This window comes from Brevibacterium siliguriense, assembly GCF_900105315.1.
Lineage (GTDB): Bacteria > Actinomycetota > Actinomycetes > Actinomycetales > Brevibacteriaceae > Brevibacterium > Brevibacterium siliguriense.
The window spans coordinates 2,620,531-2,643,611 of record NZ_LT629766.1 but is presented as its reverse complement, the minus strand read 5'-3'; the positions used below and the strand labels follow the sequence as shown (position 1 = coordinate 2,643,611).

Here is a 23,081-nt window from a genome sequence, read left to right as displayed (position 1 = left end):
CGCAGATTGACTGAGCACAGGGGCCATCCGATACACCAGCCAGCCTAGTACTCCCAGCCGAACTTCGCGCTCCCGCGAAGTTGTGATCTGCCTGACGCATCCTGCCTCCCAGCGGACGGGGTTTTGCACGGTGCGCTGGTTGGATGTTGTTTGTGTGCTCTTGCCGCGCGCGGACGCGCCGATCATTTGCACCTTGACCACTGTTGGCGGAAGAATACAGGCATGAGCAACTCCGCTTCTGAAAGGACATCCTCCACTTCGACCCTCGCAAACGAGCTGGGATACAACCTCGGCTTGAAAAAGGGCGATTATGTGCAAGAGGTCGGCTATGACGACGACGTCGATCAGGCACTCTGCGAGGCGATCGAGAACATCATCGGAGACAAGATCGCCGACGGAGAAGAGGATGATGTCTACGACGTGATCCTCATGTGGTGGCGGTCGGACGACGATGACCTCATCGATGGCCTCGTCGACGCCCAGACCACTTTGAAGGAGGGCGGAGTCGTGTGGCTGCTCAGCCCGAAGGCGAACCGCCCGGGACACATCAGCCCCGCTGACATCTCCGAAGCGGCGCCCACCGCCGGAATGCACGTGACCTCCACGGTCAGTGCCGCCGATGACTGGGCCGGATTCCGGCTCGTGGGCAAGAAGAACTATTCATGATCCTGCGGCCCGGTGACCGGGCCCCGGACTTCACCCTTCCCGACCATCTCGGATCGGTCATCACCCTCACCGAGGCGGCCCCGCGTGGCGCCCGTGTGCTCGCATTCGTTCCGTTCGCCTTCTCTCCGATCTGCGGAGACGAACTCGCCGCCCTCGACGGGTGGCAGGAGCGGATGCGGCAGGGTTCCCACGCCGTCGAGGTCGTCGTCGTGTCCACTGACTCCAAATACACTCTGGCGGCGTGGGCACGGAATGCCGGCACCGCCGTCACTCTGGCCTCGGATTTCTGGCCCCACGGTGGGGCGGCCCGCGCGTTCGGCGTCTTCGATGAGATCCACGGGGTTGCCGAACGAGGAGTCTTCGTCATCTCACCTGCGGGTACGATCGTGAGTGGCAGGCAGGTCGCGCGCTCCGAGACTCGGGATTTCTCCGAGGATTTCGATGCAGCGCTTTCCAGCCTCTGAGAATCGACCCACCACCGAAGTGCCGATCGACGGCAGCTTCGGAGACTGTTGAGGAGGACACACTATGGCCACGCTGTTCACAAAGATCATCAACGGAGAGATCCCCGGCACCTTCGTCCATCAGGATGACAAGTGCGTCGCATTCCTCGATGTCGCACCGATGACGGAAGGCCACGTCATGGTCGTCCCGCGCGAGGAGATCTCGCACTGGATCGACGCCGATGCAGACCTTCTCGCTCACCTCACTGCGGTGGCGAAATCGATCGGCGAAGCCCAGAAGAGCGCGTTCGACTGCGAGCGCATCGGCCTCCTCATCGTCGGCTACGAAGTGCCCCACCTGCATATCCACGTCCTGCCGACGAACTCAATGGATGACTTCGACATCTCCGACCGCGCTCCGATGCAGACCCCGGAACAGCTGGAGGCGCCTGCTAAGAAGATCCGGCTGGCGCTCTCCGAACTGTCCTGAGTACTCCCGTTCCGGCTTCGGCCGGATCAGAGCCCGCGGGATGCAAGCCAGCGGTCGAGAGAATCCCTGACGAGCGCAGCGCCGGCTGCTCCGCCGTAGTTCGCGCCGAATCGGGGATCGTCGACGTACATCTGGCCAAGACCGCGCACATAGCCGGCGAGGTCCCCCTCCGGGTCATTCGCCGGGGTCCCCGGAACCGCTCGCAGCCAATCGATATGGCGTTCGGCGAGTTCCTGGCAGCGGTCCGATTCGGGGTGTGCTCCCGCCTCGGCGGCGGCGACCCAGTGCTCTGAGAGAGCGGAGACGCGGGCCTTCCATTCCCTCTTCTCCTCGAGGGGCTGTCGGGACCACCACTCGTCTCCCCGTCGATAGGCGTCGGCACCCCAACGCCTGGTCACTTCCTCCTCGTGTTCGCGATGGTCGAAACCATCGAACATCTCTTCAGCCATGAGCGGCTCACCTGCTTTCAGACGTGTGATGGTGGCGGTGACGGCGGCGAGCTGTCTGTCGAGCCGGTCTCTCTCGCGTCCGAGTGAGACCAGATGCTGTGACAGCGTCTCGATCGGATCGTCTCTCGAATCGAGGACCTCGGCGATCGTCGTCAACGGCATTCCCAGTTCCTTGAGCAGCAGGATGCGCTGGAGTCGCACCAGTGCTGTTTCGTCGTAGCAGCGAAAGCCGTTGGCGGCGATGGAGGTCGGCGGCAGCAGACCGATAGCGTCGTAGTGACGCAGGGTTCGGCTCGTCGTGCCCGTCAGCCGCGCGATTTCCTGTATGGACCAGTCCATGTCTGACAGCTTAGAAGTTGACGTTGCGTCAAGGTCAACAGGTGAACGATTGAGATCACGCCGCGTCGCGGATGGCGTCGAGGGCAGTGAACAGGTCTCGTGCAAGGTCGTCGACATGTTCGAGGCCGACCGACAGCCGGACGAGGCCGTCACCGGGCTTCGCGGTAGCCGCTACGGGCCGGTGGGTGAGCGAGGCCGGGTGCTGGATGAGCGTATCGGCACCGCCTAGGGAGACTGCATGGACGATGAGGTCGCAGTGTTCGACGAAGGTCCGGGCCGCTTCGAATCCTTCGGCGAGTTCGATGGCAATCATCGCCCCGCCGCCGTGCATCTGCGACCCCACCAGACCGCGCGGATCGGAATCGGCGAGGCCGGGGTAATGGACTCGCGCGAGCTCGGGACGAGTCTGCAGACGACGAGCGAGTTCACCTGCGGTGTCCTGGGCTGCGCGCATCCGCACGGCCAGGGTCCGCAGCCCGCGGTGGAGGAGGTAGGCACCCATCGGGTGCAGCAGAGCTCCGGTGATGGCGCGGACTCGGCGCAGGCGCATGGTCCATTCGCTGTTCGTCGCGATGATCCCGCCCATTGCATCACCGTGACCGCCAAGGTACTTCGTGGCACTGTGCAGGACGAGAGCGGCTCCGTGGTCGAGCGGGCGCTGGAGCACGGGGGTGCAGAAGGTGTTGTCGACGAGGACCGGTACGTCTCCTGCCGCCTTGACGATGGACTCGATGTCGACGAGGTCGAGGCTGGGGTTAGCCGGGGTCTCGATGATGACGAGACCGGTGTCCCGGCGGATCGCCGAGGCGATCTCTTCCTCTTTCGCCCAGGTCACCGAGGTGCCGAGCAGACCGGACTCGAGCAGATGGTCGCTGCCACCGTAGAGGGGACGGACGGCGACGATATGGGGAGTGCCGGCTTCGACGGCGGCAAGGAGAGCGGCGGTCATGGCGGCCATTCCAGTGGCGAAGGCAACGGCGGATTCGGCGTTCTCCAATTCGGCGAGTGCGGACTCGAATCGTGCCACACCGGGTTGCCACAGCCGTTGGTAGACAGGGGAGTCACCATCTTTCAGGGGATGCCCGCCGGCGAGGCTCTCATAGGAATCCCCTCCCGTGCGGACGTCGTTGACCGGGTTGGTGGTGGAGAGGTCGATGGCGGGAACGTGGACGCCTGCGTCTGCCAGACCGTCCATCCCGCCGTGGACCATTCGGGTCTCAGGGTGCATAGAAGTCATAAGCGTATTCAATACATTTCTCCCGATCTCTGCAATGAATCTGCAATAGCCTTCGAGTATTGGAAGTTCTTCGGGAGAGTCTGCGATGAGATATGGGAGACTGTGACTCATGTCGCAGAACGTCTCACTCGATGGCACCGATCTTCGCCTTCTTCAGGAACTCAACGCCGATGCACGTGCCTCGGGTGCGGTTCTGGCCGCGGCTGTCGGGATCTCGGAATCGACGGTCTCCCTGCGTCTGAAACGATTGAGGTCACTCGGTGTCATCCGCGGCTTCCATCTCGATGTCGATCCGACTGCGCTGGGAGTCGGCCTGCAGGCGCTCATATCGATTCGGCTGGCCAAACATGATCGGACCGAGATCGACGCGTTCACGGCGGCTGCGCCGAAGTTCCCCGGTGTTGTGCGGATGTATCACATGGCTGGAGCCGACGACTACCTGCTGCATATCGTCGCCACCGATACCGCGGCCGTTCAGTCCTTCGTCCTTGAGTATCTCACTCGTTATCCTGCCGTGGCGCATACGCGCACGAACCTCATCTATCGGGTCGAGGACGGTTCCGCCTGGATCCCAGACCAGCTCTGAACTGCCATACTGGCCCAATAGCAGGGAACAAAACCCAGCCGACGGATGCCGATGTCGATGCATACCGCGATTCGGTGACTCCCGAGAAGCGACGCGAGGACGGACTCGCCCTCGATAAGATCTTGCGGGAGGCTACCGGCGAAGAACCCGTGATGAGGGGACCCTGGAACGTCGGCTACGGCCGTTGTCACAATCGCTCGCCGGTGAATCCGCGCAATCACGGTGAGTGGCCGGCGACGGGATTCTCCCCGCGCAAGCGCCAACTCTCCCTGTACTGGCTCAAAGACCTGCCCGAGGGAGCGAAGATGCTCTCACAGCTCGGTAAGTACACCGAGGGCGCCGGCTGCGTCCTTAGTGCGTCGATCGGAGAACATCGACGAGGCGGTGCTGCGGCGACTGATCGCGATCACCGCTGCCCGTCCCGACGCCCCCGAAGCAGGGAGCTGATCACAGGTCCGTGATCAGCGGCGGGCCGTGATGCTCAGCCCCTGTTTGCGCTGGTGGACCGAGAAGTACTGCAGTTCCGCCTCGGCGTCGGCGAGGAAACGACGGCGGGACCGACGGGGCAGCCACACGATCTGACCGGGGGACAGGTCGATTGTGCCCGTTTCGGTCTCCAGGGTGCCCGCACCGGCGAGGACGTGGATGAGGACGTCGAGCGATGGTCCCGTGTGTTCGCAGATCTCCCCGCCGGGGACCAGCGCGATGACGTTTGCGTCGAGGTCACGATGCTGCGTCGGCAGCTGCCAGACAGACCCGGAATCCTCGACGGCTTCGCTGAGTTCGGCGACATCGAAGACGACACGAGGCGCAGGCGTGGCGGCACGGCGGATGATGCGGACTCGGGCCACATCCTCCGCGCTCTCCAGGGGCTCCCATCCGACCGCATCGGCGAACTCGCGGACCATCTCCACGCGCAGGCCCTCGGGCACGTGATCGTTGATGAGGATGAAGCCGGTGCCGACCTCGAGTTCCTCATACGCCTTGATGATGAGCGGATGCCGCTCCGGCTTCGGTATGCTCCGGACGTCGATGACGGATTCTTCTGCCACAGCGTTACCTCTCACTCGTTTCTCTGACTCCTCTTTGAAGCTATCACCACGGATGTGAAAACGAGCCTACGCTGAGGAGGTATGCCAGCCTCGGGGCTGCAGTCGACTCAGCAAGGAGGCCAAGATGACCGATCAGATGTCCGCACAGAATCTTGAGAACCTCAGTGAAGAGCTGTTGGAGAAGGCGCGAGGTGCACACAGCGGTCGGGCCGCCAAGGGCGTCTTCGCTGGAACCTACCTCCGGCAGGCACTGCTCACTCTGCGAGCAGGCGCAGAGCTCGCGGAGCATGATTCTCCCCCGGAGGCGACGTTGCACGTCATCAGAGGCCAGGTGCGTATGGTGACTGCCGACGAGGCGTGTGAACTGGGTGCCGGAGAGCTCGTCGGCATTCCGCCGCAGAAGCACTCGGTGGAAGCGCAGACCGATGCGGCATTCCTGCTCACGATCCGCACGGAGATCAACGAGGGTTGATCGACTCCGGGCCCGCCTCGGCGAGGATCCGATCGGAGCGGTTCCGGCCTGCAGACTACGGATCTACGGAATTCGCGGCTGTGCGCCGGCAGGGAGAATCGGGCCGAAATATGGAAGAGGCACCCCGTCGCCACGGGATGCCTTGATGGTGGGCCCAGAGGGACTCGAACCCCCGACCCTCTCGGTGTAAACGAGATGCTCTAGCCAACTGAGCTATAGGCCCCACCTGCGTCGTCAACGACTGTGACAGCGCTTGTCCAGTATGCCACATCCGAGGGTGAGCGGCGAAACGGGATGACCGGCGATCACAGTACCGTTCAGAGCTGTGACCGGGAGGCTTGAAGCAGTAGTGCGGCGTTGGCTGCGAAATTCTCGGCCGCATCTGCGGGGTCGATGTCGAAAAGTCTGCGGTTCTGTTCGACGGCCACAGCCCCGAGCGTAAGCGTGAGGACTCCGTGGGAGAGTTCAGCACCCAGGCGATCGGCCGACAGGGCCTGAGGGGTGACATCCGCCGGAGCGATCGAATAGCCGAGCAGTACGATCTCGGCGCCGTCTCGGTATTTCAGCAGCACTTCGCGCAGTGACATGACTGCGGCGAGGGGATCTGCGGTGGCGGGGCAGAGAGCATCGACTTCGGCCTTGAGGCTGCGCGAGATGAGAATGAGAAGGGACTGCTTGTCCTTGACGTGCCAGTAGAGTGCGGAGGGCTGAACGTCGAGTTCACGGGCGAGTCGGCGCATGGACAGATCGCCGAGACCGTAGCGCGAAAGGATGGTCAGAGCAGTAGTGGTGATGCTTTCGGCTGTCAGTGCCAATGAGACATACCTTTCATTCTTCGTCCGGGGCCCGTCTCGATTTTTCAGAACGCGTTCCCATCGCTATAGTAGTTCCTGGTCACGGGATATAGCGCAGCTTGGTAGCGCGCCTCGTTCGGGACGAGGAGGTCGTGGGTTCGAATCCCGCTATCCCGACCAAGGGAAAGTGCCGCAGCAACGCTCAGGCGAGGTTGCGGCACTTCTGCATTCACGCATGTAATCGTCATGCCGGAGCGCCTGTGCGCGCATCGCGGTCAGGAAGGTGAGCCAAGCCCCCGGGGTGTTCCATCGGGGCCGGCATCTGGGCGGCCGGCCGACTCAACGCCGGCGGATCCATCGGAACGGTGGACCGCCTCGGCGAAGTTCTCCGCGACGAGGTCCGGGTCCGTGCCCCGCCAGCGGGCGATCGCCTTCATCACCTGGTAGATGATGATCGCCGAGGCGGTGCCCAGGGCGATGCCTTCGAACTGCAGTCCGCCCGGGGTCCAGGTGAAGTTCGCGATGGCGACGATGAGCGAGACCGCAACGGTGTTGAGGTTGATCGGATTGGAGAAGTCCACCTTGTTCTCCACCCAGATGCGCACACCGAGCATGCCGATCATTCCGTAGAGCACGGTCGCCGCTCCGCCGAGGACTCCGGGAGGGATCGTGGCGATGATCTCGCCGAACTTCGGCAGCATGCTGAGGATGAGAGCGATGATCGCCGCACAGAGGTAGGCGGCGGTGGAGAATATGCGCGTGGCAGCCATGACACCGATGTTCTCGGCATACGTCGTTGTTCCGGAGCCGCCACCGGACCCGGCGAGGATGGTGGAGAAACCGTCGGCGAAGAGCGTTCGCCCTGTGAGGCGATCGAGGTCGCGGCCGGTCATCGCGGCGACCGATTTCACATGGCCGATGTTCTCGGCGATGAGGACGAGGACGACCGGCAGGAAGAGGCCGAGGTAGCCGAGTTCGAAAGCCGGGGCATGGAATGCGGGCAGCCCCACCCAGTCGGCTTCGGTGACGGTGGAGAAGTCGAGCTCACCTTGCAGCCAGGCCGCCCCATAGCCGAAGAGAACGCCGATGAGGATCGAGAGCCGACCGAGCATGCCTCTGAAGAGGACCGTGGTCAGCAGAATCGCGACGATTGTGATCACGGCAGTCAGTGGAGCGGCCTTGACCCAATCCCAGGCGGCCGGGGCAAGGTTGAGGCCGATGAGCGCGACGATGGCACCGGTGACCACTGGCGGCATGGTCACCTCGATCCAGCGGACCCCGACGAAGTGGACGACGAGTCCGACCAGGGCCAGGGTGACTCCCACTGAGATGATTCCGCCTTGGGCCAAGGCCATGGCATGCGATTCGAGGTCTTCTCCGGCCGTCGCGGAGAATCCGGTGACGGCTCCGATCGGGGCGAGCAGTCCGAACGACGAACCGAGGTACGAGGGCATCATCCCCTTCGTGATGAGCAGGAAGAACAGCGTGCCGATGGCGGTGAAGAACAGCGTCGTCGACGGCGGGAATCCGGTGAGCAGAGGGACGAGGAACGTCGCGCCGAACATCGCCACGACGTGCTGAGCGCCGATGCTGAAGGTCCGGGGCCAGCTCAGACGCTCCTCGGGCAGAACCATCTCACCGGGAGCGATGGTTCGACCGTCCCCGTGCAGACGCCAGCCGCGGCGACTGTGCGATCCTTCGTGAGTGTCCCTCTGTGCCGAATCCGTCATCGTGTACCTCGTTCCGTTCTTCCCAGCTGCGGGCCGTTGACCGGCCGTCGGACAGCGGTCCGACCCGGCGAGAGAAGTCTATGCGCCTGCTGGCCGTCTCGCCGAGTCGACAGACGACGAACGCGGGAGGTCAGTGCATACTACGCCCCACGAAGCGGAGAGCCGGATCACAGTTCTGATAGTATATTTAACAGTGTTCAGGAGAACTGACCTGGACTGATTCAGCACCACTTCAATCGCACGGCGACAAAGGACCGATCGATGACGACTGTGAACCCTGACCAACTTGCCGAATCGATTCTCAATGGGGGAGAGATCACTGAGGCCGCGGCACTCGCACTTCTCTCCACCCCAGACGAGGGCCTCTTCGACCTGGTCCACGCAGGATCGCGACTGCGCCGACGGCATTTCGGCATGACGATCAAGTTGAACTACCTCGTCAATCTCAAATCGGGAATGTGCCCGGAGAGCTGCACTTACTGCTCTCAGTCGCTGGGCTCGAAGGCCGAGATCCTCAAGTACTCGTGGTTGAGCACCGAGGAGGCCATGGATCAGGCGACTATGGGCATCGGCGGTGGAGCCTCCCGAGTCTGCCTCGTCGCCAGCGGTCGTGGCCCCAGCCGCCGCGACGTCAACCGCGTCGGTGAGATCGTCGAACGCCTCAAGGACGAGAACCCGGAGGTCGAAGTCTGCGCCTGCTTGGGCATCCTCAAGGAGGGGCAAGCCGAATCGCTCAAGGAAGCCGGAGCCGACGCCTACAACCACAACATCAACACGGCTGAGTCCTTCCATGACAACATCGTCAAGACCCACACCTACGAGGACCGGACGAGCACCGTCGAACTCGCCAAGACCGCCGGACTCTCACCCTGCAGCGGACTCATCGTCGGACTCGGTGAGAGTGATGAACAGATCATCGAAGCACTCTTCGCCCTCAAAGCCCTCGACTCCGACTCGATACCGATCAACTTCCTCGTGCCTTTCGACGGCACCCCGCTCGAGGGACAGTGGAACCTCACACCCACTCAGTGCATGAAGATCGTCGCGACAGCGCGATTCGTCTGCCCCGATCGTGAGATCCGCCTGGCCGGCGGGCGCGAGATCCACCTCAGATCACTGCAGCCGATGGCCCTGCATCTGGCGAATTCGATCTTCCTCGGCGACTACCTCACGGCCGAGGGCCAAGCCGCCGCCGATGATCTCGCGACGATCCGCGACAACGGATTCACGATCCTCGGCCAGGACGGAGAGAGCGCCGGAGGCTGCTGTTCGGACGCTCAGACCACCCCCGAGGCGGCCGATCACACCGAACCCGTCATCCGCAGGCGTGGCGCAGGCACCGCTGCGACCGCCAACGCTTGAGAGCCAGTCCGCTCAGACCTCGCGCAGGCTGCGCTTGAGGATCTTCCCGGCCGAGTTCTTCGGCAGTTCGGCCACGAACTCCACTCGCTTGGGCACCTTGAAACCGGCCAGACGAGACTTGACGTGGGCGGTGACGTCCTCGGCTGTCAGCGACGGCTGGCCGTCTTTGATGACGACGAAGGCGGAGACAGCCTCGATCCACTTCTCGTCGGCAATGCCGACCACGGCCACCTCGGCGACTTGGGGGAGTTCGAAGATCGCATCTTCGACCTGGCGGCTGGCGACCAGCACTCCGCCGGTGTTGATCACGTCCTTGACTCGGTCGACGACTTCGATGAATCCGTTCTCGTCGACCTTGACGAGGTCGCCGGAATGGAACCAGTTGTCATCGAAGGCTTCAGCAGTGGCGTCTGGACGATTCCAATAGCCTTCACATAGCTGCGGCGACCGGTAGAGGATCTCGCCTTCCTCGCCGGGGCCGACATCTGCTCCGCTGGAGTCGACGACTCGAGTCTCGACGAACATGACCGGGCGCCCGGCCGAACCGGTGTGCTCATCGTGCTCCTCAGGACGCAGCACTGAACACAGGGGGCCCAGCTCCGACTGGCCGAAGCAGTTGAAGAAGCCGAGCTTCGGGAGCCGCTGGCGCAGGCGTTCGAGAATCGGCCCGGGCATGATGGAGGCCCCGTAGTACGCCTTGCGAAGGCTGTCGAGGTTGCGGGTCTCGAGTTCGGGGCTGTTTGCCAGCGCCACCCAGACTGTCGGGGCAGCGAAGAACGAGTTGATCTCTCTCGCTTCGAAAAGAGCAAGCAGCTCGTCCGGTACGGGGGCGGGGACGATGATGTTGTGGGCACCGATCGACAGGAGAGGCAGCAGGAAGACGTGCATCTGCGCCGAGTGGTAGAGCGGCAGGGCATGGACGGCACGATCCGTCTCCGCGAAGTCGAGGGACATGAGGGCAGACAGGTACTCGTGGACCAGGGCGCGATGAGTCATCACCGCTCCCTTCGGCGCCGAGGTGGTACCTGATGTATAGAGAAGCTGTGCCACGTCGGTGTCGTCGACGGAGAACTCTGTGTTGCCTGCAGCGGCGATCGAATCCGAGGTGGCGACCGGAACGAGTGCTGCGAAATCGATCACCCGCGCCGCGTCGCCGGTGGGAGTCGAGGTCACTGCCGACATGAGATCGGCGTCGGCGAAGACGATTTCAGCGCCCGAGTTGCTGAGGATGTAGTCGAGCTCGTCGCCCTTCAACTGATAATTGACCGGCACATGGATGAACCCGGCACGGGCGCAGCCGAGGTAGAGGAGGACGAAGAGGTCGGAGTTCTTCCCATATGCGGCGACCCGGTCGCCCTTCGCCACGCCGAGGCGGGCGAGTTCGCGGGCAACCGCAGTCACGGCAGCGTCGAGGTCTGCATAGGTCCAAGTCCGATCGCCGAACTCGATGGCCGTGCTGGTGGGGAAGCGACCGGCGCTGCGACGGATGAGGTCAGAGACCGTGGACGAATTTCCGGTCACGGGAGATTCGGAGAAGCTGGGTGTGATTGTCATGGTCCAAATATATGAGCCACATCACTTTCTCGGAAAATCGACTACTGTTCTCTGCTTCGTCTTATGTGTGTTCCCAGTTGCCGCAATACCGGCCGTGATCTCCCTTTCCGATGTAATAGTGTGGGGGCATGAGACATCCGAAGGTGAGTGACTGCGTTGAGGTCTTCGACTCGTTGTGGCCACCGGCTCTGGCCGAGTCCTGGGACTCTGTGGGATTGGCCGTGGGCGACCCCGACGCCGAGGTCCGATCGATCCTCTTGGGTCTCGACCCGATGGACGCGGTGATCGCCGAGGCTGTTGTCCTCGGCGCGGATCTGGTGTTCAATCATCATCCGCTCATGCTCAAGCCGGTGCAGTCGGTGAACGCCGCAACGCTGAAGGGCGGAGCCGTGCACACCCTCATCAGTAACGACATTGCGCTGTTCAATGCGCACACGAATGCCGATTCGGCCCGCGGCGGAGTCTCAGACGTGCTTATCTCGCTGATGGGCATCAAGGATGCGCAGCCCCTGTCGGTGCACGCCAACCCTTCTGAGCCGGGAACCGAATCGCTGCCGACGGGTATCGGTCGTGTCGGCGACCTCGACGAGCCCACTCCGGTCCGTGATGTTGCCAGGCGACTGGCGTCTCAGCTGCCTCGCACCACGACCGGTGTGCGTATCGCCGGTGACCCGGCTGCGACGGTGACTCGTGTGGCGGTCTGCGGCGGCGCCGGTGACTCGCTGTTCGACGAGGTTCGGGCCAGCGGAGCCGACGTCTATGTGACTGCCGACCTTCGCCATCACCCGGCCACCGAGGCACTCGACACGGCGAACCGCCGGGAAAGAGGACTCTCGCTCATCGACGTCTCCCACTGGGCTTCGGAGACGGTCTGGCTGAACGCGGCGGCCGAAGCTCTTGAGACCGAGTTCACCCGGCGCGGATTCGCAGTTTCGCTGCAGCATTCTGCGGTCAACACCGACCCCTGGGTCGAACGGTACTGACGAGGAGACAGAGGATGCTCATCACTGACAGCCAGAGAACAGCTCTGCAGACTCTCATCGAGCTCACCGCCAACGGGCGCGCTCTGCAGTTCGAACATGACAACCCGAAGCGGGCAGAGGAACTGCAGGAGCTCATCGCCCGCCACAAGGAACTCGGACAGAAGCGGACCGAGGCCGCCGCGGTAGTTGATGGCCACCAGCAGGCCATCACCGAGGGCACCCGTCTGATCGAGGCACAGCGATCGAAGATCGAGAAGAAGACCGCCGAACTCAACGACGGAACCGGTCTGACCAGCAGAGACATGGTGAATCTGCAAGAGGAGATCGCCGGTCATGAGGCTCGGGTCTCCGAACTCGAAGAATCGCAGCTCGAAGAGATGGAGAAGCTCGAAGCCGCCGAGGGCGAACTCGCGGCAGTCGATGACCGAATCGGCGAAGTCACGGCCTCCGGCAAAGAGGCGCAGACCGCCGTGAAGGACCGGAAGGCCGAACTGCGTGATCTCATCGCCGAGAACCAATCCGCGGCTTCGGGCCCGAGAAGCGAAATGCCGCAGCAGCTGCTGGCGGCATTCGACGCCAATGTTCGACAAGGTGGTCCCGGAGCCGCCCTGCTCAATGGACCGAACTGTCAAGCCTGCGGTCAGGAGATCGGCGGAGCAGCCTGGCACGGTATGCTCGGGGCCGACGCCAACGAAACCTATGAGTGCGAGGAGTGCGAAGCGGTGCTGCTGCGTCGCAGCTGATACCGGCTGTGTCGACTCGTCGGCCCTGCCGCTTGGATCAGTCCCGGAGGACAGGTCAGTCCCGAAGGACGATCATGAGGTTCGCCGGCTTCGACTTCGTCGGTGAGTCGAACTCGACCTCGTAGAACTCTTCGGCCCGAGCGACGAGCTCCTCCGCTGTCTCCGGCAGTGCACGATCATCGGAGAGGAGCCGGCCGGCGAACTCACCTCGGTAGAACTTCGCCCAATGGGACACGACACGACGCTTGCCGCCGCTGACGGACACGGCGCCCATGGTGACGACCTGATCGGTGGGACCCGGCCACACGGATCGGTAATCGCTCGAGCGGCAGTCGAGGGCCACCTCGGCGAGGTCAAGCGAACAGGACTTCGCCAGGATCGGCTTCCAATAGGACGTGAGCTTTCCCAGGGCCCCCAGGTCGGTCTTCATCGCCAAACGATAAGCGGGGATGGGGTCGAGCCCATGCACACGGCCGAACAGGGCGGAGAAGACGTGGACGTCCTGGAGGCGTTCGCGCAGCTTCTCGTCATTCTCCGACTGTGCCACTAATTCGCTCGCGCCCATCGCCTCGTAGAGGACGCCGGAATAGGTCAGCAAGGCGGGAGCAGAGGGGATCTCATCGAGGACCGTGTTGCGCTCGACGTCTTCGGCAAGTGACGCCCCGACGCCGAGCTTCGCGAGCGCGTCCCGACGTTTGGAGGTTTTCTTCAGCGCGGACAGGACACGTCTGCGCTTCGCGGTGAGCTCCGGAGCCGAGAGACTGTCGAGGTCGAGGGAGGGACCGGTTGACGACGGAGTCTTGCCCTCTGAGGGCGGCAGCAGGATCTTCACCACACCATCGTATGATTCCGTTGGTTCAGGTCTGGCGCCGGGTGGAGATGAGGTTGATCACGTGCACTGCCTGGCATCTGCCGCCCTTGGGTGCTGCGTGCATCTTGTCGCTGCCGAGCGACTATACTGGGATGCTTGAGGACAGGTCACCAGACGGTCGCGGCCCTCATGGGCTGAGGAACGTCCGGGCTCCACAGAGCGGGGATGGTGGGTAACACCCACCCGGGGCGACCCGCGGGCCAGTGCAACAGAAAGCAGACCGCCCAGTTCCGACTGGGTAAGGGTGAAACGGTGGTGTAAGAGACCACCAGGGCGGCGGGTGACCGTCGCTGCTGGGTAAACCCCATCCGGAGCAAGATCAGACAGACGACGTTCGAGGCTGCTCGCCGAGTCGTCGGGTGGATTGCTTGAGGCCGGTGGCAACATCGGTCCCAGATAGATGACCGTCAGGCGAGAAGGGCGACCGAATCGTCGACAGAACCCGGCTTATCGGTGGCCTGTCCTCATTCTCCGCATCGTCTGCAGGACCTTTAGCGATTCCTGATGCGGCGCTTCGTCCCTTCAGGACTGACTGCGACGGACCTTCGCCTTGCCTCCGTTGACCGCGATCATCGCAGCACCGACGATTCCGGCGTTGTTGTACAGCTTCGCCGGTTTGAGTTTCGCCCGTGTCCTGATCAGCGGCAGGAACTCGTCGTGGGACTTCGAGACTCCGCCGCCGACGATGATGATATCCGGGGCGACGAACAGCTCGATCTGCGAATAGTACTGCTGCAGCCGAGCCGCCCATTCCGGATAGGTCAGTCCCAGCCGGGTCCTGACCGATTCGGCAGCCTGCGTCTCGGCATCGGCGCCGTTCATTTCGATATGGCCGAGCTCGGTGTAGGGAACCAGTCGACCCTGCGTGAACAAGGCGGTTCCGATTCCTGTGCCCAGCGTCGTCAGAAGCACTGTCTTCTTGCGGTGCTTGCGACCGGCGCCGAAGGTCATTTCCGCCAGTCCAGCAGCATCCGCATCGTTGAGGAAGTATACGGTGCGGCCCGTGCTCTCCCCGATGATCTCGGCGATGGGCGAACCGATCCAACTCTGATCGAGATTCGCCGTGTATTCGACGAGCCCTTCGCGGATGACACCGGGGAAACCGCAGCCGACCGGCAGAGAGTCGAGCGTGGCGCGATCGGTGACGAGTTCGAGTGAGACGGCACGTTCACTCAGCGCGTCCAGCAGTGTGGCGATCGTCGCAGCCACGGCATCCGGAGTGCTCGGCTGCGGGGTGAGTTCGCGCAGTCGCTTGAACGGCAGTTTGCCCGTCACCGTGTCCACGAGTGCGGCCTTGATCCCGGTGCCGCCGATGTCGATTCCGATCGCAAAGCGTGGGGAGGTCTCCGCGCTCATCTCATCTCTCCTCGTGTGCAGGTCCTGCGGCGATCGCGGTGTCGGCATCGGGCAGGGTCAGAATATCGGCACCGGACTCGGTCACCACCATTGTGTGCTCGAACTGAGCGGAGCGTTTCCGATCCTTCGTCACCACGGTCCAGGAATCGTCCCAGACGTCCCAGTCGATGGTGCCGAGGTTGAGCATCGGCTCGATCGTGAAGATCATTCCCGGCTCCATCGTCTCGGCGTGGGCGGGGGCGGCGTCGTAATGCGGGATGATGAGGCCCGAATGGAATTCGCGGCCGACCCCGTGGCCGCTGTAGTCGCGCACGACCCCGTAGTCGAAGCGCTTCGCGTACTTCTCGATCACTCGTCCGATGACGTTGATCTGGCGGCCCGGTTTGACCGCCTTGATGCCGCGCATCATCGACTCATAGGTGCGTTCGATGAGCAGGCGGGACTCCTCGTCGACGTCACCGACGGTGAACGTATAGTTCGTGTCGCCGTGCATGCCCTGGTAGTAGGCGGTGATATCGACGTTGACGATGTCGCCGTCCTCGATGACGGTCGAGTCGGGGATGCCGTGGCAGATCACCTCGTTGACAGAGGTGCACACGGATTTCGGGAAGCCGCGATAGCCCAGCGTCGACGGGTACGCCCCGTGATCGCACATAAATTCATGCGCCACCTTGTCGATGTCATCGGTGGTGATGCCGGGAACGATCATCTCACCCACGGCAGCCAGGGCGTTGGCCGCGATCCGACCGGCCGCGCGGACCGTCTCGACCTCCTCGGCGCTGTAGAAATTGTTTCCCCGGCCCTCATCGGCGTCGGCACGGCCAACGTATTCCGGGCGGGTGATGTCCTTCGGCACACCGCGTTCGGGCGAAATGGTGCCGGGCGTGAGCAGTCGAGTATGAACAGTCATGATGGTGTCGATCCTATGCTGGAAATGCGGCTTTGTCCCGCCGTCCGCGCGCCTGTCGATTCCGCGGCGATGCCCCGGTGGAGTCTAGAATCGGAAGCAGCCGTGCCAAGGAAGCGGGAGGCAGATTGAGCGAGGACACGACATCGGCGGGCCACGAGTTCGCCGGCCTGGGCGAAGTGGTGAGCCTGACGAGCGCACCGCAGCAGATCGCTGACCACATCCTGTCCGGTATCGCCGTCGGGGCGCTGCCGGAAGGCACCCTGCTGCCGGGCGAACGCACTTTGGCCGCGGACCTGCAGGTGTCCCGCTCGAGTGTGCGAGCGGCGCTGCTGCGGCTCGAACGTCTCGGAGTCGTCGAACGCCGCCGCGGCCGCGGGGGAGGGACGTTCGTCAAATCCGCTCGCCCGGAGGCGCTGGCCCCCATGGCCGGCCGGATTGACGAGTTCCATGCCGAACGACGCAACCTCCTCGACGCCCGTGCCGTCTTCCAGAATTCTCTGGCCGCGACGGCAGCGCGCAGACGCACCGAGGATGAGCTGAGCGAGCTCCGGGAGTTGGCCGAGGTCTATTCCCAACGCGCCGAGGCTGCCGCCGCCCGCACCGCGGACGCGCAGTTCCATTTCGCCATCGCCCGGGCAGGACACAATCCGGAACTCGTGCGCATGGCCATCGACCTCGACACGAAGATCAATGCCGGCTTCCGTCACGACCCGTTCTCCGCCGAGCTCTTCGACCATGCCGTGGACGACCACGCCGCGATCGTCGAGGCGATCGCCGCCGGCGACGCTGCAGAGGCGGGCCGACTGTGCGAGGAGCACTTCCGGTACACGACCATCGTCACCCGCCACTGACCCCACTTACTACCTGACGGCGGCCCAGCAACCTCGCGCGAGGTATCTGGGCCGCCGTCAGGTAGCAATTAGTGGGGGAGGGTCTCAGTTGGCTAGAGCGTGGGCCACGGACACGGCCTCGAAGCCGAAGGCCTCGGCGACGTTGTCGTTCGTGACATGACCATTGTGGATATTGAGCCCGCGGGCCAGTGCCGAATCGTTCGACAGCGCCTTGTGCCATCCCTGATCGGCGATCTTCACGGCAAAGGGCAGAGTCGCATTCGTCAGAGCCGCCGTCGCCGTGTTCGGCACCGCACCCGGCATATTCGCCACGCAGTAGTACACCGAGTTGTGCACGGTGAACGTCGGATCGTCGTGAGTGGTCGGTCGGGAGTTCTCGAAGCAGCCGCCCTGGTCGATGGCGATATCGACGAGCACCGAACCCGGCTTCATTCCGGCGACCATCTCGTCGGTGACGAGCTTCGGTGCCTTCTTGCCTGGGATGAGCACTGAGCCGATGACGAGGTCGGCCGTGGACAGAGCCTTCGTGATCTCGTACTTGTTCGACACCTTCGTGCCGATGGCACCGGCGAAGGTCTCATCGATCTGACGCAGGCGCGGAATGTTGATGTCGATGACCTCGACGGTCGCGCCGAGGCCGAGAGCCATCCGGGCGGCGTTCGTTCCGGCCACACCGGCGCCGATGACGACGACATTCGCGCGCTCGACGCCGGGGACTCCGGAGAGCAGGATTCCGCGGCCGCCGTTGGCTTTGAGCAGGCTGTGGGCACCGACCTGAGTCGACAGGCGTCCGGCGATCTCGCTCATCGGAGCCAGCAGAGGGAGACCGCCGCCGTCGGGCTGGACGGTCTCATAGGCGATGGCGGTGGTGCCGGCTTCCATCAGGGCATTGGTGAGTGCCTCGTCGGCGGCGAGGTGGAGATAGGTGAACAGGACGAGGTCCTTGCGCAGGAACCCGTACTCCTGGGCGATCGGTTCCTTGACCTTGAGCACGAGGTCGCCGGCGGCCCAAGTTGAAGCTGCGTCGAGGGCGATCTTCGCTCCGGCCTCCTCGTATTCGGCGTCGGTGATGAAGGAGCCCTCGCCGGCTCCCGCCTGCACGGTGACCTCGTGACCGTGGGCGACGAGTTCGTGCACGCCGGCAGCGGTGATGGCGACTCGGAACTCGTTGTTCTTGACCTCGGTGGGCACTGAAATGCGCATTGTGTGTCCTTCTCTCCTGATGATGTGCCGCAGGGGCGGAAGCGACCGACTTCTCCGTCGACCGTCGATGGTGTCAACTCTATTCCTTTGAAGGTTTGGGGAGCAAACCTTTAAACCTGTTTTCGTCATAAGAAATGCGGAATCAGTGTGTCTGAGTACCAGATATCGCGGAAAACATGATTCCAGTCGGGGTCAGATTGCGCCAAAGGCGCAGATGGGACCGCTTAGGATGCTTGAGCGGCAGGTGCCGTCAGTTCGGCGCCTGAAACGGTAAGCTGAAAGTGTCAATGCAGAACCCCGCTGAGGAGAGAAGGCTCGCCATGGGACTCTACGAAGATATCGACGACCCGGACTCGAAGTATTACTTCAATCTCGAGACGAACACGGTCGAAAAGGGTCTGGTCAGCGATTGGACCCACCGCATGGGTCCATACGAGACCGAGGAAGTCGCCCGTGCAGCCCTGGAAAAGGCACGTGAGCGCAATCAGAAGTGGGACGAAGACGACGAGAAGTGGAACGGCTGAATAGATGTCGCGTCAGGAGGAATTCGTTCTCAGGACCGTCGAGGATCGTGAAGTGCGGTTCATCCGACTCTGGTTCACCGATGTCCTCGGACAGCTGAAGTCCGTGGCCATCGTCCCCGCCGAACTCGAAGGTGCCTTTTCCGAAGGCATCGGGTTCGACGGTTCGGCAGTCGAGGGACTGTCTCGCGTCTTCGAGGCCGATATGGTCCTCAAGCCCGACCCTTCTACGTTCTCTCTGCTGCCATGGCGCGGGGAGACGGAACCCACCGGGAGGATGTTCTGCGACATCCACGTCCCCGGGGGAGAGCAGGCGCCGGCTGATCCGCGCAACGTCCTCAAACGCACTCTGGCCAAAGCCGCCGAACGCGGCTTCACCTTCTACGTGCATCCTGAGATCGAGTTCTACCTGTTCAAAACCGACAACCTCGATCCCGTCTCCGGGATCAGCGACGGCACAGCGCCGATGCCTGTCGACACAGCCGGTTACTTCGACCATGTCAACGGCGGAACGGCCAACGACTTCCGCCGCGAAGCAGTCACCATGCTCGAAGCCATGGGACTGTCGGTGGAGTTCTCCCACCATGAGGCCGGACCCGGCCAGAACGAGATCGATCTGCGCTATGCTGACGCGCTGACCATGGCCGACAATGTTATGACGTTCCGGTCGGTGATCAAAGAGGTCGCGATCTCTCAGGGCGTCTACGCCTCATTCATGCCCAAGCCGATGGCCGAGCATCCGGGCAACGGGATGCACACGCATGTCTCCCTGTTCGAAGGCGAGAACAATGCCTTCTTCGAGCCGGGCGCCGAATATCAGTTGTCGAAGACCGGTCGTCAGTTCATCGCCGGACTGCTCACCCACGCCGCCGAGATCTCTGCGGTGACCAACCAGCACGTGAACTCCTATAAGCGACTGTGGACGGGCCATGAGGCTCCGTCCTACATCTCCTGGGGCCATCGCAACCGGTCTGCTCTCGTGCGGGTCCCGCAGTACAACTCCGGGAAGTCCTCCTCCGCTCGTGTCGAATATCGTGCATTGGACTCCGCTGCGAACCCGTATCTGTCCTATGCACTCATGCTCGCGGCGGGACTCAAGGGCATCGAGGAGGGCTACGAACTGCCCGAAGAGGCCGAGGACAACGTCTGGCTCCTCTCGTCGACGGAACGCCGGGCGATGGGCATCGAAGCACTGCCGAGCAGCCTGTCCCATGCTCTGGAACTCATGGAAGGCTCGGACTTCGTCGCCGAGACCCTGGGCGAGGAGGTGTTCGACTTCTTCCTGCGCAACAAACGTCAGGAATGGACCGATTACCGTGCGCAGGTGACTCCGTACGAACTCGCCAAGCACTTCACCTCCATGTGATGGCCGCAATCACCTCACGCACCACCAGCATTCCGGATGCGACCGCCCGCTTCCTCCATGAGCTCGACGAGCTCCTCGGGGAGCCTCTGGCCACCGACTCGCGGTTCGTCGACCTGCTCATGGCCGTGCCCGACCCGCACGGGGCGGCGCTGGGCCTGCTGCGTGTGGTCGAGGCCGCAGGAGAAGGCTCCGCTGCGCTGTTGGACTCGGTGAGGTCGGGTAATAAGACCGACCTCGCCGAGGATGAACTCAACCGTCCGCTCCTAGCCCGACTGCTCGCGGTCGTCGGCACATCCGAGGCGATGGTCGACCACCTGGTCCGACATCCCGACTCCCTGCCGCTGCTGCTCGCTCCGGATCCGTTCCTGTTGATCTCCACACCTGCCGCCTCGGCGGTGTCCCTGCGTGCGGAGATGCTCACGGTCCTCGGCGCGGACCCCGACGATCCGGCTCCGCGCGCCACCGTGACCGGAGACGAAGGCATCAAGGCGCTGCGACGAAACTACCGAGATGCTGTGCTGCGTCTCGTCGCCGACGATCTGTCCGCGGAGTCCCCGGACGAGATCGTCGACCATGTCATGGCCGTCCTGTCCGACCTGGCCGCGGCCGCGCTTGATGCGGCCCTGGCCATCGCTCGAGCCGAGAGCGACGAAGCGGCCGACGTTCGTCTGGCGGTCATCGCTCTGGGCAAGACCGGAGCACGAGAACTCAACTACGTCTCCGATGTCGACGTCGTCTTCGTCCTCGACTCCGCCGAGGCGGAAGGAGCCAGGAACCTGGCCACCGACCTCGCCCAACGTATGCGCAGCATCCTCTCCGATGCCGGAGGCGAACCCGCACTGTGGGAAGTCGACACGGCACTGCGTCCCGAGGGCAAAGCCGGAGCGCTCGTGCGCACACTGTCGGAATTCGAGCACTATTACGACGACATCGCCGAGAACTGGGAATTCCAGGCTCTCCTCAAGGCCCGCCCCGTCGCCGGTGATGTCGAAGTGGGGGAGGCGTTCTCCGAATCCCTTCTGCCCTTGGTCTGGAAGGCGGCCAGCCGCCCTGGCTTCATCGACGGGATCCGAGCGATGCGTCGACGCGTCGTCGACCTCATCCCGGCCACGGAGGCCCCCCGCCAGATCAAGCTGGGTCGCGGCGGACTGCGGGACGTGGAATTCTCCGCGCAGATGCTCCAGCTTGTCCACGGCAGCAATGATGAGGACATCCGCACCCCGAACACCCTCGTCGCGCTCGGTGAGCTCGGGGAACACGGCTATATCGGCCAGCAGGACGCCTCCGTCTTCTCCGCCGCGTATAGGTTCATGCGCGTGGTCGAACACCGAGTCCAGATCCCGAGGATGATGCGCAACGCACTCATCCCCGACGATGAGGCCAAGCTGCGGATGTTGGCCCGGTCCGTCTTCCGTTCCGGCTCCCGGACCGGTGACCGCCTCGAAGAAGCCCGCCGTGACTATGCGAAACAGGTCACCCGCCTTCACGAACAGATCTTCTATCGCCCCATCCTCGAGGCGGCCGTCGGCATCCACGGCGCTGTCGTGGATGCGCAGAAGAGGGGAACGAGTCTGCAGGCTGCCGCCGACCGTCTCCAGGCATTCGGATACGTGGACCCGCAAGGTGCATTGAGTCATATCAAGGCACTGACCACCGGAATGTCGCGCACTGCGATGGTCATCAAGCAGGTGCTTCCGGCCCTGCTCGATTGGTTCTCCGATGGAGTCGAGCCCGACCGAGCGCTGCTGGCTTTCCGCCGGCTGAGCGAATCGCTGTCCTCGTCGGGGTGGTTCCTCAAGATGCTCCGCGACTCCGGTCTGGCCGCCAAATCGGTGGCCGAAGTGCTCTCCCTGTCCGGGTATGCAACGGAGCTTCTGCTGCGTCAGCCCGCTGCCGTCGCCTGGCTGGATCGCTATGAGAACCTCGAGGCCCGCGACCTGGAGATCCTCAACGCGGAGGTCAATGGACTGCTCAAACGCCATGGCGCCGAGGCGGTGACTCCAATCCGTGAGACCTACAGCCGAGAGCTGCTGCGCATCGCTCTGCGCGATGTCCTCGACGTCGGCGACCGAGCTGAGATACCCGGTGATCTCTCCGACCTCATGGACCTGGCGGTGCGCGGTGCGCTGCAGGCGGTCCGCACTGACCTGGACGGCCCCGAGGTCCCGGACTACGAATTCGGGATCATCGCCATGGGCCGCTGGGGCGGACGGGAGATCGGCTACTTCTCCGATGCGGATGCGATGTTCGTCTATCGTCCCTTGGCCGAAGATCTCGACGCCGAGGCTCGTGCGAACCTGAGCAAGCATGTGACGAAGGTGGCCCTCCAGTTGTCTACACGGCTCAAGGCCAGCGAAGGCGCTCAGGGTGTCGACCTCGACGCAGATCTGCGTCCGGAGGGCAAGAACGGGCCGTTGGTTCGCACTTTCTGGTCCTACCAGGCCTATTACGCGAAGTGGTCCCAGCCGTGGGAGGCTCAGGCGCTCCTGCGAGCACGTCCGGTAGCCGGCGACGACGAACTCATTGCCGACTACCTGGCACTCATCGATCCGCTTCGCTATCCGACGGAGATGCCGCAGAAGGCGCTGACGCAGGTGCGCACTCTCAAGGCCCGGATGGAAGACGAACGCCTGCCGCGCAATGCCGATAAGCGGCGGCATCTCAAGCTCGGTCGAGGCAGCCTCTCCGATGTCGAATGGACCGTCCAGCTGCTCCAGCTCCAGCATGGGCATCGAATCGAAGGTCTGCGCACGACCTCGACTCTGACAGCTCTCGACGTGGCCGCCGACGAAGATCTGCTGCCCGACGAGGATGCCGAACAGCTGGCGGCGGCATGGCAGCTGGCTACCGATGTGCGTTCGGCCGTGATGCTCTTCCGCGGTCGCACCGCTGAGTCGCTGCCTGCCGAGCACACCGAGCTAGAGGCTACGGCCCGTCTGCTCGGCTATCCGGCAGGGGCGGGGCATGACCTCGAAGACGATTACCTTCGCACCACGAGGCACGCACGTTCCGTGATGGAGCACCGCTTCTACGACTTCTGACTCGTAGGCGGCGGAAATCCGCCTTTGTGGGTACCTCACGGGTGTCCCGCGAGTCAGAGATC

At 63.4% G+C, this 23,081-nt stretch carries 23 protein-coding genes, 2 tRNA genes and 1 other RNA gene; 15 read left to right on the top strand and 11 right to left on the bottom strand.

The genetic code is table 11. From position 1 onward, the window contains the following. The first annotated feature begins 222 nt into the window (after positions 1-222). From BLU88_RS11735 to BLU88_RS11725, 3 genes are all read left to right on the top strand, one after another. Positions 223-666, top strand: a complete 444-nt coding sequence (locus BLU88_RS11735; RefSeq protein ID WP_092014033.1) for a DUF3052 domain-containing protein — start codon at positions 223-225, stop codon at positions 664-666. Then, positions 663-1,130, top strand: a complete 468-nt coding sequence (locus tag BLU88_RS11730; RefSeq protein ID WP_092014030.1) for a redoxin domain-containing protein — start codon at positions 663-665, stop codon at positions 1,128-1,130. Before BLU88_RS11735 ends, BLU88_RS11730 begins: the two co-directional genes overlap by 4 nt. A 64-nt stretch (positions 1,131-1,194) precedes the next feature. Next, entirely contained in the window at positions 1,195-1,599 is a 405-nt protein-coding gene (locus BLU88_RS11725) for an HIT family protein (protein ID WP_092014027.1), read from the top strand. 26 nt (positions 1,600-1,625) lie between these two features. On the opposite strand, the gene BLU88_RS11720 is transcribed toward BLU88_RS11725, so the two are convergent. Together BLU88_RS11720 and BLU88_RS11715 are read right to left on the bottom strand one after the other, a co-directional pair. Beyond that, positions 1,626-2,387 (bottom strand): MerR family transcriptional regulator, encoded by a 762-nt coding sequence (locus BLU88_RS11720; RefSeq protein ID WP_092014024.1) that lies wholly within the window; start codon positions 2,385-2,387, stop codon positions 1,626-1,628. A gap of 55 nt (positions 2,388-2,442) precedes the next feature. Then, positions 2,443-3,624, bottom strand: coding sequence for a trans-sulfuration enzyme family protein (locus BLU88_RS11715; protein WP_092014021.1), 1,182 nt, complete (start codon positions 3,622-3,624; stop codon positions 2,443-2,445). A gap of 109 nt (positions 3,625-3,733) precedes the next feature. Here BLU88_RS11715 and BLU88_RS11710 point away from each other — a divergent pair, with 109 nt between their 5' ends. Further along, a complete protein-coding gene (locus BLU88_RS11710) occupies positions 3,734-4,210 on the top strand; it encodes an Lrp/AsnC family transcriptional regulator (RefSeq protein ID WP_092014018.1) in 477 nt (158 codons plus the stop codon). A 74-nt stretch (positions 4,211-4,284) separates the two neighbouring features. Beyond that, a complete protein-coding gene (locus tag BLU88_RS11705) occupies positions 4,285-4,671 on the top strand; it encodes a DUF1801 domain-containing protein (protein ID WP_231939378.1) in 387 nt (128 codons plus the stop codon). On the opposite strand, the gene BLU88_RS11700 is transcribed toward BLU88_RS11705, so the two are convergent. Continuing rightward, positions 4,672-5,262, bottom strand: coding sequence for a DUF2249 domain-containing protein (locus BLU88_RS11700; protein ID WP_231939377.1), 591 nt, complete (start codon positions 5,260-5,262; stop codon positions 4,672-4,674). Between the two features lie 124 nt (positions 5,263-5,386). On the opposite strand from BLU88_RS11700, the gene BLU88_RS11695 reads away from it, so the two are divergent. Beyond that, entirely contained in the window at positions 5,387-5,734 is a 348-nt protein-coding gene (locus tag BLU88_RS11695) for a cupin domain-containing protein (protein ID WP_197678133.1), read from the top strand. A 146-nt stretch (positions 5,735-5,880) separates the two neighbouring features. On the opposite strand, the gene BLU88_RS11690 is transcribed toward BLU88_RS11695, so the two are convergent. Beyond that, positions 5,881-5,957 (bottom strand) — tRNA-Val (locus BLU88_RS11690). Between the two features lie 94 nt (positions 5,958-6,051). Further along, the gene (locus tag BLU88_RS11685; RefSeq protein ID WP_092014011.1) at positions 6,052-6,549 is read right to left on the bottom strand and encodes a TetR family transcriptional regulator; all 498 of its coding nucleotides are present in this window, start codon (positions 6,547-6,549) and stop codon (positions 6,052-6,054) included. Between the two features lie 82 nt (positions 6,550-6,631). On the opposite strand from BLU88_RS11685, the gene BLU88_RS11680 reads away from it, so the two are divergent. Beyond that, positions 6,632-6,708, top strand: a tRNA-Pro gene (locus tag BLU88_RS11680). Between the two features lie 95 nt (positions 6,709-6,803). Here BLU88_RS11680 and BLU88_RS11675 read toward each other — a convergent pair. Then, positions 6,804-8,258 (bottom strand): uracil-xanthine permease family protein, encoded by a 1,455-nt coding sequence (locus BLU88_RS11675; protein ID WP_231939376.1) that lies wholly within the window; start codon positions 8,256-8,258, stop codon positions 6,804-6,806. Between the two features lie 261 nt (positions 8,259-8,519). On the opposite strand from BLU88_RS11675, the gene bioB reads away from it, so the two are divergent. Next, positions 8,520-9,620 (top strand): biotin synthase BioB, encoded by a 1,101-nt coding sequence (bioB, locus tag BLU88_RS11670; RefSeq protein ID WP_092014008.1) that lies wholly within the window; start codon positions 8,520-8,522, stop codon positions 9,618-9,620. 12 nt (positions 9,621-9,632) lie between these two features. Here bioB and BLU88_RS11665 read toward each other — a convergent pair whose 3' ends face one another. After that, positions 9,633-11,174 (bottom strand): fatty acyl-CoA synthetase, encoded by a 1,542-nt coding sequence (locus tag BLU88_RS11665; RefSeq protein ID WP_092014006.1) that lies wholly within the window; start codon positions 11,172-11,174, stop codon positions 9,633-9,635. 128 nt (positions 11,175-11,302) lie between these two features. On the opposite strand from BLU88_RS11665, the gene BLU88_RS11660 reads away from it, so the two are divergent. Continuing rightward, the gene (locus BLU88_RS11660; protein WP_092014002.1) at positions 11,303-12,157 is read left to right on the top strand and encodes a Nif3-like dinuclear metal center hexameric protein; all 855 of its coding nucleotides are present in this window, start codon (positions 11,303-11,305) and stop codon (positions 12,155-12,157) included. Between the two features lie 14 nt (positions 12,158-12,171). Further along, on the top strand, positions 12,172-12,900 hold the full coding sequence (locus BLU88_RS11655; protein WP_092013999.1) for a zinc ribbon domain-containing protein: 729 nt from the start codon (positions 12,172-12,174) through the stop codon (positions 12,898-12,900). Positions 12,901-12,955: 55 nt separating this feature from the next. Here the strand turns inward: BLU88_RS11655 and BLU88_RS11650 are convergent, their stop codons facing one another. Further along, positions 12,956-13,732 (bottom strand): YaaA family protein, encoded by a 777-nt coding sequence (locus BLU88_RS11650; RefSeq protein ID WP_092017441.1) that lies wholly within the window; start codon positions 13,730-13,732, stop codon positions 12,956-12,958. A gap of 141 nt (positions 13,733-13,873) precedes the next feature. On the opposite strand from BLU88_RS11650, the gene rnpB reads away from it, so the two are divergent. After that, positions 13,874-14,237: RNase P RNA component class A (gene rnpB, locus BLU88_RS11645), an RNA gene on the top strand. A gap of 56 nt (positions 14,238-14,293) precedes the next feature. Here the strand turns inward: rnpB and ppgK are convergent. Together ppgK and map are read right to left on the bottom strand one after the other, a co-directional pair. After that, the gene (gene ppgK, locus BLU88_RS11640; RefSeq protein WP_092013996.1) at positions 14,294-15,127 is read right to left on the bottom strand and encodes a polyphosphate--glucose phosphotransferase; all 834 of its coding nucleotides are present in this window, start codon (positions 15,125-15,127) and stop codon (positions 14,294-14,296) included. Position 15,128: 1 nt separating this feature from the next. Further along, entirely contained in the window at positions 15,129-16,037 is a 909-nt protein-coding gene (map, locus tag BLU88_RS11635) for a type I methionyl aminopeptidase (protein ID WP_092013993.1), read from the bottom strand. Between the two features lie 125 nt (positions 16,038-16,162). Between map and BLU88_RS11630 the strand changes: the two genes are divergently transcribed. Continuing rightward, positions 16,163-16,888, top strand: coding sequence for a FadR/GntR family transcriptional regulator (locus tag BLU88_RS11630; protein WP_092013990.1), 726 nt, complete (start codon positions 16,163-16,165; stop codon positions 16,886-16,888). A gap of 84 nt (positions 16,889-16,972) precedes the next feature. On the opposite strand, the gene ald is transcribed toward BLU88_RS11630, so the two are convergent. Continuing rightward, on the bottom strand, positions 16,973-18,091 hold the full coding sequence (gene ald / locus BLU88_RS11625) for an alanine dehydrogenase (protein WP_092013987.1): 1,119 nt from the start codon (positions 18,089-18,091) through the stop codon (positions 16,973-16,975). 320 nt (positions 18,092-18,411) lie between these two features. On the opposite strand from ald, the gene BLU88_RS11620 reads away from it, so the two are divergent. From BLU88_RS11620 to BLU88_RS11610, 3 genes are read left to right on the top strand one after another with little or no spacing between them, the layout of a single operon-like run. Then, complete coding sequence (locus BLU88_RS11620; protein ID WP_092013984.1) at positions 18,412-18,615, top strand: hypothetical protein; 204 nt, start codon at positions 18,412-18,414, stop codon at positions 18,613-18,615. A 4-nt stretch (positions 18,616-18,619) separates the two neighbouring features. Further along, entirely contained in the window at positions 18,620-19,978 is a 1,359-nt protein-coding gene (gene glnA, locus BLU88_RS11615; RefSeq protein ID WP_092013981.1) for a type I glutamate--ammonia ligase, read from the top strand. Then, on the top strand, positions 19,978-23,019 hold the full coding sequence (locus BLU88_RS11610; RefSeq protein WP_092013978.1) for a bifunctional [glutamine synthetase] adenylyltransferase/[glutamine synthetase]-adenylyl-L-tyrosine phosphorylase: 3,042 nt from the start codon (positions 19,978-19,980) through the stop codon (positions 23,017-23,019). The genes glnA and BLU88_RS11610 overlap by 1 nt, the downstream gene beginning before the upstream one ends. The last annotated feature ends 62 nt before the right edge of the window (positions 23,020-23,081 follow it).